Origin of the sequence: Pseudomonas sp. MM211, assembly GCF_020386635.1 — a bacterium.
GTDB lineage: Bacteria > Pseudomonadota > Gammaproteobacteria > Pseudomonadales > Pseudomonadaceae > Aquipseudomonas.
On record NZ_CP081942.1, the window covers coordinates 3,531,301 to 3,543,054 of the forward strand.

Consider the following 11,754-nt stretch of genomic DNA (forward strand, 5'->3'; position numbering starts at 1 on the left):
GGGTTTCGCTTCGCACTACCCAGGCTACGGGCCTGGCTCGATGCGGGGGCATCCGTCATGAATGCCCCGCCATTGCTTACATGCCGTTGGTGAAGGCCGGATCGCTCAAGTCGATATTGGCCCGCACCGGCTTCAGCGCTTCACCGTATTGAGCAAGGATGTCTAGGGTGTAGTCGATACGCGCGCGAATGCGGCTGTCGTCTTCGCTGGCCGGCTGCTCGTCATTGAGCACCTTGGTCACCTGGCGGATGATCAGGTGCTCGGGCAGGTAGTTCACGCGGCAGTTCTTGTAGCTCGAGCTGCGCAGCTCGGCGATCGGGCTACCGCCGCCAATACCCGACGATACACCCACCAGCAGACCCGGCTTGTGGGCCAGCTCGGCCTTGCTGGCATAGATGAAGAAATTCTTGATTGCCGGCCCGGCCATGCCGTTCCACTCGGGGGCGATCACCACCACCGCATCGGCACTTTTCAGGCGTTGGCTGTAATCCGGCCACGTGCCTTTGTCTTCGGCAGGCCAAAGGGGCAGGGGGCCGGTGCCCAGATCGATGACCTGGCTCAGCTCTGCGCTGGTCTTGCCCAGGGCAATCAGACGTTGACGCAGAAAATGGGCAACTTTTGCGGATTGGCTATCAGGTCGGCTTGAACCTGAGACCAGAACGATGTCGAGCATGTGGATCCTCCATGGGTAAAAGGCGTGAGGCTAACGTTCACTATCGAAAGCGCAAAGGACGTTTGTGCTATTTGCTTAGAACCGTTCTTGAGTAAGCCGTGTGAATCTGACCGTAACGCCTGGGCCGATTTTTGACACCTAGGTCAGCTTCCGGCAGAGTGCGACGCTTTTTGTGGCCTGCCGCCCCTGGCGGCCACCCCAATGGGCCGTGGCTTGCGCGGCGATTCCAGGAGCCATCAATGAACGCAGTTATCGCCGCCGTCGGCATCATGCTGATCCTCAGCCTTTGCCGGGTACACGTGGTGGTGGCGCTGATCGTTGGTGCACTGGCTGGCGGGATGATCGGCGGCCTGGGCATCGAAGGCTCTCTGGCCGCGTTCAACAAGGGCTTGGGTGGTGGTGCTACCGTAGCGCTTTCCTATGCCTTGCTCGGTGCCTTCGCCGTGGCCATCGCCAAATCCGGGCTGGCCCATGCCCTGGCCGACAAGGCGCTGGTGCTGGTCGGCCGTCAGGATGCACGCGGTGGCGGCGGCGGTTCGCTGAAGTGGATGTTGGTGGGGCTACTGCTGGTGGTAGCGATCTCCTCGCAGAATATCCTGCCGATCCATATCGCCTTCATCCCCTTGCTGGTACCGCCGCTGCTCTACGTCATCACCCGCCTGCAGCTCGACCGTCGGCTGATCGCCTGCGTGCTGACCTTCGGCCTGATCACTCCTTATATGTTCCTGCCGGTGGGCTTCGGCAATATCTTCCTCAACGAAATCCTGCTGGCCAACGTGGTGCGCAGCGGCGTGGACGTCACCGGCGTGAACGTCAGCCACGCCATGCTGATCCCGGCCATGGGCATGGTTACTGGCCTGTTGTTGGCGCTGTACAGCTATCGCCGCAAGCGCAGTTACGACCTGGCGCTGGTCGAGCGAACCGAACGCGTGGATGTCGCCTACAACCGCCGTAGCCTCGCCGTGGCGGGCATTGCCGTGGCCATCGCCTTCGGCGCGCAACTGTGGCTCGACTCGATGATCATCGGCGCGCTGCTCGGTTTCGTGGTGTTCTCCGCCTCGGGCATCGTGCGCTGGAAGGAAACCGATGACCTGTTCACCGAAGGCATGAAGATGATGGCGATGATCGGCTTCATCATGATCGCCGCTTCAGGGTTCGCCGAAGTGATGCGCGAGACGGGGGAGGTGAAAGGGCTGGTGGATGCCAGCGCCGCCTGGATCGGCGACAGCAAGGGGCTGGGCGTGCTGATGATGCTGCTGGTCGGACTGCTGGTGACCATGGGCATCGGCTCGTCGTTCTCCACGGTGCCGATCATTGCCGCGATTTTCGTGCCGCTGTGCGTGCAGTTGGGCTTCAGCCCCCTGGCCACGGTGTGCATCGTCGGCACCGCCGGCGCCATTGGCGATGCCGGCTCGCCCGCTTCGGATTCGACCCTGGGCCCGACGGCCGGCCTCAATGTCGATGGCCAGCACAATCACATCTGGGACACCGTGGTGCCTACTTTCCTGCACTACAACCTGCCGTTGCTGGTGTTCGGCTGGGTCGCCGCCATGGTGCTGTAACGAATCAGGCGCAATTTCCAGGTCGCCGCTGACGAGCTTAAGGTTTCGTTGGCGCCTGCCGATGACCTGAGTAGAAGCCTTTTCCGTTGGCTTCGCTTGGCCACAAGGAAAATAAAAATGCGCCTCACGTTGAAGTCCAAAGTCGTGCTGTTGGCACTGGTTCCCGTTCTGCTGTTCGCCTTGGTACTCAGTGGCGCTGCCGCCAAGGTGCTGTACGGACTGGCGGAGGCTGAGGTCGTCGAGACCCGCACCCGGCTTCTGGACGAGAAACGCAATGAGCTGCAGAACTACAGCTCGATTGCTCTGGGGGCTGTTCAGAGCCTCTACGATGCGGCCCCCAATGGGGATCTGAGCAGCCGCGCGCAGGCCATCGTGATTCTGTCCAAGATCAAATACGGCAAGGACGGCTACTTCTTTGGTCACGACTCCAATGTGGTCAGGCTGTTTCGCAGCGACAGCTCCGTGGATGTCGGCAAGAGCCTCAACGATCGGCGTGATGTCAACGGCGTCTATGTGAACCGCGAATTGGTGCGCGTCGCCAAAGACAACAGCAACTTCGTCAATTACTCCTCACCACTGCCTACCAACGAAGCGATTCAGGTTCCCAAACTTGCCTACAGCTATTACCTGCCAAAATGGGACATGGCCCTGGGCACGGCGATCAATCTGGACGGCGTAGAGGAACAGATCGTAGCTGTGCGTGAGAGCATCGATCAGCGAGTCAGCACCATCATCACCAGCATCCTGGTGATTGCGGTGGTGCTGCTGGTGGTCTTCGGGGTGGTCGGCGCAATTCTCGCCAATACCTTCCTGCGCCCGCTGCAGCAGATAAAAGCCAACCTCGACGATATCGCCGCTGGCGATGGCGATCTGACTCGCCGCCTGCCGGTAACCAGCCGTGACGAACTGGGCGAACTGGCCGGCTCGTTCAACCGTTTCGTCGACAAAGTGCACGCTTTGGTGCGGCAGATCGCCGACATGACTGGGCAGTTGACCGAACTGGTCGGCCAGGTCGCCGCCCAGGCGCAGCGCTCCGAACAGGCCATGGAGCGGCAGCGTCACGAAACGGATCAGGTGGCCACGGCGATCAACGAGATGTCCGCCGCAGCCCACGAAGTAGCGAAAAGCGCCCAGGGCGCCGCTGAGGCTGCCCAACAGACCGATCGTGAAGGGCAGGCGGCCAAACAGGTGGTCGACGGCAGCATCGCTCGTATCCACTCCCTGGTGGGCGACATTCGCGGCAGCGGCACTTCACTCGACAACCTGCAGAAGGACGTGCACTCCATCGTCAGCGTGCTCGACGTGATCCGCTCGATTGCCGAGCAGACCAATCTGCTGGCCCTCAATGCTGCGATCGAGGCGGCGCGTGCCGGCGAGGCGGGCCGTGGTTTCGCCGTGGTTGCCGACGAAGTACGGGCGCTTGCCAGCCGCACCCAGCAAAGCACCCAGGAAATTCAGGGCATGATCGACCGCCTGCAGAGCGGCACGCGGGATGCGGTCAACGCCATGCGCCAGTCCAGCGATGCTGGCGACATCACCAGCGAACAGGCCAACAAGGCCGGCACCTCGCTGGATGCCATCGCCGGGCTGATCGGCACCATCAATGCCATGAACGCGCAGATCGCCAGTGCCGCCGAGGAGCAGACCGCGGTAGCCGAAGAGATCAACCGCAGCGTGCACCAGATTGCTGGTGCGGTAGACAGCGTCGCCGACGAAACCCGCCAGGGCGCGCAGACGGCACGCAGCCTGGCGCAGCTGGGGCAGGGCCTGGAGCAATTGGTGCGGCAGTTCAGAATTTGAGCAACGCGGGCAAGGATGCCCTTCTCGAGAAGTTTCTCGCACTTTGTACGGGCCGCAGGAGACTAACGGGCATACCCCTCCTGTGATCCGACCATGCCCACTACCTCCCTCGAAAAGAAAACCTTCATCCTGCTGCTCGTCCTGGTGACGATCGCCTTCATCTGGATCTTGCTGCCGTTCTACGGTGCGGTGTTCTGGGCGGTGGCACTGGCGGTGGTGTTCGCCCCCTTGCAACGGCGCATGGCCCGGCGCATTGGCGGACGCGGCAACTTGTCGGCTTTGCTGACGCTGGTTATTTGCCTGCTGGTGGCGATTTTGCCGGTTATCTTCATCACCTCGGCGATGGTGGCGGAGGGCACCAGCATCTATCAGCGTATCGAGTCGGGCGACCTGGACGTAGGCGCCTACGTCACCAGCACCAAGGAAATGCTCCCTGCGTTCATGCAGCAGCAGATCGACCGCATCGGTATGGGCAACCTGGACGGCCTGCGTGAGCAGATATCCAGCGGCGCCGCAGCCGGCAGCCAGTACCTGGCGACCAAGGTGTTCTCCATTGGTCAGGGCACCATTCAGTTCGTGATCAGCTTTTTCATCATGCTGTATCTGCTGTTCTTCCTGCTGCGTGATGGCCAGGAACTGGTGCGTGATATCCGCATGGCTGTTCCGCTGGGCGACAACACCAAGCGCCGTTTGCAGATCAAGTTCACCCGAGTGGTACGTGCCACGGTGAAAGGCAATATCGTGGTCGCAGCGGTTCAGGGTGCCCTGGGTGGTCTGATCTTCTGGGTGCTGGGCATTCCCAGCCCACTGCTGTGGGGCGTCCTGATGGCCTTCCTGTCGCTGCTGCCGGCTGCCGGTGCCGGCATCGTCTGGGCTCCGGTTGCCATTTACCTATTTCTCAGCGGCAGCGTCTGGCAGGGCGTGGTGCTGACTCTGTTCGGCGTGCTGGTCATCGGTCTGGTGGACAACATTCTGCGTCCGATCCTGGTCGGCAAGGACACTCGCCTGCCCGATTACCTGATTCTGATCTCTACCCTGGGCGGTATGGCGCTGTTCGGTCTCAACGGCTTCGTTCTTGGCCCTTTGATAGCGGCATTGTTCGTTGCCAGTTGGAACCTGTTCAGCGCGGGGAAGAAAACGGCCAGATTGCCCGAGTAGGGTGTTGGAGAAAAACAAACGGCTGCCCTGGGGCAGCCGTTTTTGTTTGTGACGCGCACATATCGAATCGTCGGTAGCCCTGGGAGAGCGACGCGAAATCCGGGGAGCGCTGGCCACGCGAGTGAGGGTGTTCGTCTTCCAACTCATCCTGCGCATCGCTTCGCTCAGCGGCAGGCTACGTGATGGCTTGTCTGCGGCTGCCCGGCCAGATTTCAACGCTGGATAAAAAATGGCTGCCCAGTGGCAGCCATTTTTCGGTGCGTTGCGATCAGAGCGCGGCGCTGAGGCCTGCCTGCTGCACCAAGTCCAGCAGCGGCTGCGGGTAGACACCAAGGATGAATGCCATAACGGTTACCAGGATCAGCATGATCCCGCCGGCACGCTGGCCCCAGTTGAACTGGGCGTCGTGACGCTGCAGGTTAGGCTCGTTGAGGAACAGCGTGACCATTACGCGCAGGTAGTAGAACACCGCGATGGCGCTGCCCAGAATCAGTGCACCGATCAGCCACCACAGCTGTGCCTGTACGCCTGCGGCAATCACGTAGAACTTGCCGATGAAGCCCGCGGTGAGCGGAATACCGGCCAGCGACAGCATCATTACCGTGAGTACCGCGGTCAGGTACGGGCGGCGCCAGAACAGGCCACGGTATTCGTACAGCGCGTCAGCATCACGGCCATTGTAAGGCGTAGACATTAGAGTGATTACGCCGAACGCGCCAAGGCTGGTCAGCACGTAGGTGGCCATGTACACGCCGATGGCTTCCACGGCCAGGCCCTTGCTGGCGATCAGCGCCACCAGCAGATAACCGAAGTGGGCGATGGACGAGTAACCGAGCAGGCGCTTGAGGTTGTTCTGTACCAGAGCCAGCAGGTTGCCGAACAGGATCGAGGCGATGGCGATGACCGTCAGCAGGTCGTTCAGCCAGCCGCCAGCGGTAGCCGGGGAAAGCTGATAGAGGCGCAGCAGCACGGCGAACACCGCCACCTTGCTGGCCGTGGCCAGGAACGCAGCCACAGGCGCCGGAGCACCTTCGTAGACGTCTGGCGTCCACAGGTGGAACGGCACCATGGACAGCTTGAACGCCAGGCCGATGAGCATCATGCCGATGCCGATCTGCACCAACTGGCTGCCGCTGGCCGTGGCCAGGCTGGCACCGATCTCGGCGAAGCTCAGGCTGCCGGCGTCGGCATACAGCAACGCCATGCCGAACAGCAGGAAGGCACTGCCGGCTGCCGACAGCACCATGTACTTGATACCGGCTTCCAGGGAGCGCTTGTTGAAGTACGCGTAAGCGATCATCCCGTAGGTCGGTACCGAGAGCAGCTCCAGACCGATGAATAGGCCCGCCAAGTGCTCGGTGCTGACCAGCACCAAGCCGCCGGCCGCGGAGAGCAGCAGCAGCAGGTACATTTCCTCGCGATTGCGTGGGTAACCCTTGGTCTTGCCATCGCTCACCGTCGCCTCGCCCAGGTAGGCGTGGGTCAGGGTCACACAGGCCAGCGTCGCGATCAGCACCAGCGCCATGTAGTAACAGGCGAAGGTGTCGATCTGCATCAGCGGGGTGACCTGCAGCGGGGTGACGCCGATAGCCGGCAGCAGCGACAGCAGCGCCGCGTTGAGGCCGATCACCGAGAGCACGAAGGTCATTGCATGGCTGCGCTTCCAGGCGATGGCCAGCATCACCACGACCACGGTGGCGCAGGTGACCAGCAGCGGGAGCAGGGCGATCAGGTGTTGGGTGGTGAATTCCACAGCGTGATGTTCCATAACGTCTACTGGCCCGAAGCGAGTTGATTGAGGGCGCCGCTGAACCACTGCTGCACGCCTTGCATGCTGGCGGCGGAAGTGTCGAGCACCGGCTGCGGGTAAACGCCGAGCAGAATCAGCAGCACGGCCAGGCACAGCACCATGCTCAGTTCACGAAATTGCAGACCTGGCAGTGGGCTGTCGTTCTTCACCGGACCAAAATGCGCACGATGGATCATGATCAGCGAGTACACCGAGCCCAGTACCAGGCCGGTCGCAGCGATCACTGTGATCCAGGGGGCTGTCGGGAAACTGCCGATCAGAATCAGGAACTCGCCAACGAAGTTGCCGGTGCCCGGCAGACCCAGTGCGGCGGCGGCGAAGAACAGGCTCAACGCCGGCAGCCAGGACATGCGTGCCCAGATGCCACCCATCTCGCGCATGTCACGGGTGTGCAGGCGCTCGTACAGCTGACCACAGAGGATGAACAGTGCAGCAGCCGACAGGCCGTGAGCCATCATCTGCACCACCGCACCCTGCAGGGCGATCTGGCTGCCGGAGTAGATGGCGATCAGCACGAAGCCCATGTGCGACACGCTGGAGTAGGCCACCAGGCGCTTGATATCGGTCTGCGCGAAGGACAGCAATGCGCCGTAGAGGATCGCGAACACGCCCAGACCCATGGCGATCGGCGCGAACTCTGCCGAGGCATTGGGGAACAACGGCAGGGCGAAGCGCAGCAGGCCGTAGGCCGCAGTTTTCAGCAGGATACCGGCGAGATCCACGGAGCCAGCGGTCGGCGCCTGAGCGTGGGCGTCCGGCAGCCAGGAGTGGAACGGCACCACGGGGAACTTCACCGCGAAGGCGATGAAGAAGCCGAGCATCAGCAGGTATTCGGTGCCTTCCGACAGTTCGGTCTTGAGCAGGTCCGCGTAGTTGAAGGTGAACACGCCGGTCTGGTTGAAGTGCACGAACACCAGGCCGAGGATCGCCACCAGCATCACCAGGCCGCTGGCCTGCGTGAAGATGAAGAACTTGGTGGCCGCGTTGATGCGGCTCTTGCCAGGGCTGCCGCTATGACCCCAGAGCGCGATGAGGAAATACATCGGCACCAGCATCATTTCCCAGAAGAAGAAGAACAGGAACAGGTCGATGGCCAGGAACACACCGACCACGCCGCCGAGAATCCACATCAGGTTGAGGTGGAAGAAGCCGACGCGGTTCTGGATCTCGTTCCACGAGCAGAGCACCGAGAGCACACCGAGCAGGCCGGTGAGGGTGACCATCAGTACCGACAGGCCATCCATCGCCAGGTGAATGCTGATACCGAAGCGCTCGATCCAGCGCACCTGGAACTCGTGGGCCCAGCGTGGCTCGGCACCCGGCGCAGGCGCCAGGCTGAAGTCGCCGGTGCCCCACAGCCACAGGCCGAGGCCGAACAGCAGGGACATGGTCAGCAGCGCTATCCAGCGCGGCAGGGTTCCGCCGAAGCGCTCCGCCTGCCAGCACAACAGGCCGCCGATAAAGGGAATCAGGATTAGCCAAGGCAGAATCATGACGGGCGAGTTTCCTTAGAAAAAGTATTCGGGATCATCGGTCAGGCCAGCAACACAGCGGCGAGCACCAGCACGGCGCCCCCGGCGATGGAGATGGCGTACCAGCGCAGCTGCCCGGTCTCGCTACGGCTCAACACGCCATGACCGCCACGCGCCAGGCGCGGGATGATGCCGATGGCACCATCGATGGGGTCACGGGCGAGCACGCGGCAGAGGAACAGGTAGGGCTGCACGAAAATCTTGTCGTAAAGCCAGTCGAAGCCCCAGGCAGCGAACCACCAGGCCGACAGGAAACGCCCCGGCGCGCTGGCCGCAATAGCGGTAACGAAGCTGCGCTTGCCGAGAAACAGCATCGCCGCCAGCAGGATGCCAGCCAGGGCGATGCAGCCCGAGACGATTTCCAGGCTGTGCTTGGCTTCGCCACCGGCATGGCCGGCGCTCTCTGGCAACACGCCAGCCAGCGGCGGGGTGATCCAGGCACCGATGAAGGTCGACAGCACGATCAGCACCAGCAGCGGCAGGTTGTGAGCGATGCCATGACCGGCATGGGCCTCGGTCTTCTGTTCGCCATGGAAGGCGATGAAGATCAGCCGGAAGGTGTAGATCGAGGTCATGAAGGCGCCCAGCAGGCCGGCGTAAAGCAGGCCGGAGTTGCCGCTGGCGAAGGCTTCCCAAAGGATCTCGTCCTTGGAATAAAAGCCCACGGTGATCAGCGGCAGCGCCGCCAGAGCCGAGCCACCGACGATGAAGCTGGCGTAGGCCAGTGGCAGCTTCTTCCACAGGCCGCCCATCTTGAAGATGTTCTGCTCGTGGTGGCAGGCATGGATCACCGAACCGGAGGCGAGGAACAGCAGCGCCTTGAAGAAGGCGTGGGTCATCAGGTGGAAGATCGCCGCGTCCCAGGCGCCAACGCCCAGGGCGAGGAACATGTAGCCGATCTGGCTCATGGTCGAGTAGGCGAGGATGCGCTTGATGTCGGTCTGCACCAGAGCGGCGAAGCCTGCCAGTACCAGCGTCACACCACCGACGATGCCGACCAGTTGGAGAATCTCCGGGGTCAGCAGGAACAGGCCGTTGGTACGGGCGATCAGGTAGACGCCTGCGGTGACCATGGTGGCGGCGTGAATCAGTGCCGAAACCGGGGTCGGACCGGCCATGGCGTCAGCCAGCCAAGTCTGCAGCGGCAGCTGGGCGGATTTGCCGACTGCGCCGCCGAGCAGCATCAGCGTCGCCAACCACAGCCAGGTGTCGCCAGCCATGTACTTCTGCGGTGCCAGCACCATCAGTTCCTGAATGTTCAGGGTGCCGAGATTGAGGAACAGCAGGAACAGGCCAATCATCAGGAACACGTCGCCGATGCGGGTGACGATGAAGGCCTTCAGCGCCGCGTTACCGTTTGGCACGTGCTTGTAATAGAAGCCGATCAGCAGGTACGAGCACAGACCTACGCCTTCCCACCCGAAGAACAGGGTCATCAGGTTGTCGCCCAGCACCAGCAGAACCATGCTGAAGATGAACAGGTTGGTGTAGGAGAGGAAACGCGAGTAACCCTCTTCACCACGCATGTACCAGCTGGCGAACAGGTGGATCAGGAAGCCAACACCGGTCACCACGCCGAGCATGGTCAGCGACAGGCCGTCCAGATACAGGGTGAAGCTCGGCGCCAGGCCCTCGACACTCATCCACTGCCACAAGGTTTGGGTATACACACCGTCTAACGGCGGCACGGTATTGAACTGCCAGATGATCACGGCGGTGGTCAGCGCCGAAAGGCCAACAGAGCCAACGCCAATGATCGCTGCAACAGTTTCTGAAAGGCGGCCACGGGAAAAGGCCAGGATGAACCAGCCAATCAGAGGGAACAGTAATGTCAGGAATAGGAAGTTCATCCGCGCATCTCGCTGGCTGCGTCGATATCGAGGGTGTGGAAGCGGCGATACAACTGCAGCAGGATCGCCAGGCCGATGCTCGCTTCGGCAGCCGCCAGGGCGATGATCAGGATGAACATGATCTGCCCATCAGCCTGCCCCCAGCGTGCACCTGCCACGACGAACGCCAGGGCGGCGGCGTTCATCATCACTTCCAGGCTCATCAGTACGAACAGGATGTTGCGACGCACCATCAGGCCGACTAGGCCGAGACTGAACAGCACGCCGGCCAGCGCCAGGCCGTGCTCCATTGGAATACCGTTCATGGCGTAGCGTCCTTGATGTCATTGCGGCCCAGGTGATAGGCGGCGACCAGCGCGGCGAGCAGCAGCATGGAAGCCAGCTCCACGGCCAGCAGATAAGGGCCGAACAGGTGAATGCCGACGGCTTTGGCATCGACCGTGGTATGGCCGATGGTGGCGCCACTCGGTACGGCAAACAGCACGTACAGCAGTTGCCCCAGCAGCACGGCGGAAAGCAGCCCAGGGCCGATCCAGATACCCGGTGTCAGCCAGGTGCGTTCCTGCTGCACGGAGGCCGGGCCAAGGTTGAGCATCATCACCACGAACACGAACAGCACCATGATCGCGCCTGCGTAAACGATGATTTCCAGGGCGCCAGCGAACGGCGCGCCGAGGCTGAAGAACACCATGGAAACGGCGAGCAGGGAAATGATCAGGTAGAGCAGGGCGTGCACCGGATTCTTGCCGGTGATAACGCCAACGGTCGAGGCAACCGCGACCCCTGCTGAGAAATAGAAGGCGAATTCCATTATGGCAACAACCCCTTGACGTTGATCGGCTCGGCTTCGTTCTGCGCAGCGCCTTTCGGCTTGCCGGCAATGGCCATACCGGCCACGCGATAGAAGTTGTAGTCGGGGTATTTGCCAGGGCCGGAAATCAGCAAATCTTCTTTCTCGTAGACCAGATCCTGACGTTTGAACTCGCCCATCTCGAAATCCGGGGTGAGCTGAATCGCCGTGGTTGGGCAGGCCTCCTCGCACAGACCGCAGAAGATGCAGCGCGAGAAGTTGATGCGGAAGAAGTCCGGGTACCAGCGACCATCTTCGGTTTCGGCTTTCTGCAGCGAGATACAGCCCACCGGGCACGCCACGGCGCACAGGTTGCAGGCTACGCAGCGCTCTTCGCCATCCGGGTCGCGGGTTAATACGATGCGGCCACGGTAGCGTGGCGGCAGATAGACCTGCTCTTCCGGGTATTGCAGGGTGTCGCGCTTGCGAAAGCCATGGCCGAAGACCATCACCAGGCTGCGCAATTGGGTCGCGGTACCGACCAATATGTCCCAGATATATTTGAACATCGCTTTCTCC

At 61.8% G+C, this 11,754-nt stretch carries 10 protein-coding genes; 3 read left to right on the forward strand and 7 right to left on the reverse strand.

The window, feature by feature from the left end; all coding sequences use genetic code 11:
- Positions 1 to 76 precede the first annotated feature (76 nt).
- Complete coding sequence (locus K5Q02_RS16230) at positions 77 to 673, reverse strand: NADPH-dependent FMN reductase (RefSeq protein WP_225832216.1); 597 nt, start codon at positions 671 to 673, stop codon at positions 77 to 79.
- Positions 674 to 912: 239 nt separating this feature from the next.
- Between K5Q02_RS16230 and K5Q02_RS16235 the strand changes: the two genes are divergently transcribed.
- The 3 genes from K5Q02_RS16235 (at position 913) to K5Q02_RS16245 (ending at position 5,193) form a co-directional block, all read left to right on the forward strand.
- Complete coding sequence (locus K5Q02_RS16235) at positions 913 to 2,235, forward strand: Na+/H+ antiporter family protein (RefSeq protein WP_225832217.1); 1,323 nt, start codon at positions 913 to 915, stop codon at positions 2,233 to 2,235.
- 117 nt (positions 2,236 to 2,352) lie between these two features.
- A complete protein-coding gene (locus K5Q02_RS16240) occupies positions 2,353 to 4,035 on the forward strand; it encodes a methyl-accepting chemotaxis protein (protein ID WP_225832219.1) in 1,683 nt (560 codons plus the stop codon).
- A 93-nt stretch (positions 4,036 to 4,128) separates the two neighbouring features.
- Positions 4,129 to 5,193 (forward strand): AI-2E family transporter, encoded by a 1,065-nt coding sequence (locus K5Q02_RS16245; protein ID WP_225832220.1) that lies wholly within the window; start codon positions 4,129 to 4,131, stop codon positions 5,191 to 5,193.
- Between the two features lie 268 nt (positions 5,194 to 5,461).
- Here the strand turns inward: K5Q02_RS16245 and nuoN are convergent, their stop codons facing one another.
- Genes nuoN through nuoI form a run of 6 tightly spaced genes read right to left on the reverse strand, consistent with a single transcriptional unit; the run spans position 5,462 to position 11,744 of the window.
- Positions 5,462 to 6,946 (reverse strand): NADH-quinone oxidoreductase subunit NuoN, encoded by a 1,485-nt coding sequence (nuoN, locus tag K5Q02_RS16250; RefSeq protein WP_225832222.1) that lies wholly within the window; start codon positions 6,944 to 6,946, stop codon positions 5,462 to 5,464.
- A 20-nt stretch (positions 6,947 to 6,966) separates the two neighbouring features.
- The gene (gene nuoM / locus K5Q02_RS16255) at positions 6,967 to 8,496 is read right to left on the reverse strand and encodes an NADH-quinone oxidoreductase subunit M (RefSeq protein WP_225832223.1); all 1,530 of its coding nucleotides are present in this window, start codon (positions 8,494 to 8,496) and stop codon (positions 6,967 to 6,969) included.
- 41 nt (positions 8,497 to 8,537) lie between these two features.
- Positions 8,538 to 10,385, reverse strand: a complete 1,848-nt coding sequence (gene nuoL / locus K5Q02_RS16260; RefSeq protein WP_225832224.1) for an NADH-quinone oxidoreductase subunit L — start codon at positions 10,383 to 10,385, stop codon at positions 8,538 to 8,540.
- Positions 10,382 to 10,690 carry an NADH-quinone oxidoreductase subunit NuoK gene (gene nuoK / locus K5Q02_RS16265; protein ID WP_070883764.1) on the reverse strand — a complete coding sequence of 103 codons (309 nt, stop codon included), beginning with the start codon at positions 10,688 to 10,690 and terminating at the stop codon, positions 10,382 to 10,384. The genes nuoL and nuoK overlap by 4 nt, the downstream gene beginning before the upstream one ends.
- Complete coding sequence (gene nuoJ / locus K5Q02_RS16270) at positions 10,687 to 11,196, reverse strand: NADH-quinone oxidoreductase subunit J (RefSeq protein ID WP_225832226.1); 510 nt, start codon at positions 11,194 to 11,196, stop codon at positions 10,687 to 10,689. Before nuoJ ends, nuoK begins: the two co-directional genes overlap by 4 nt.
- A complete protein-coding gene (gene nuoI / locus K5Q02_RS16275; RefSeq protein WP_225832229.1) occupies positions 11,196 to 11,744 on the reverse strand; it encodes an NADH-quinone oxidoreductase subunit NuoI in 549 nt (182 codons plus the stop codon). Before nuoI ends, nuoJ begins: the two co-directional genes overlap by 1 nt.
- Positions 11,745 to 11,754: the final 10 nt, after the last annotated feature.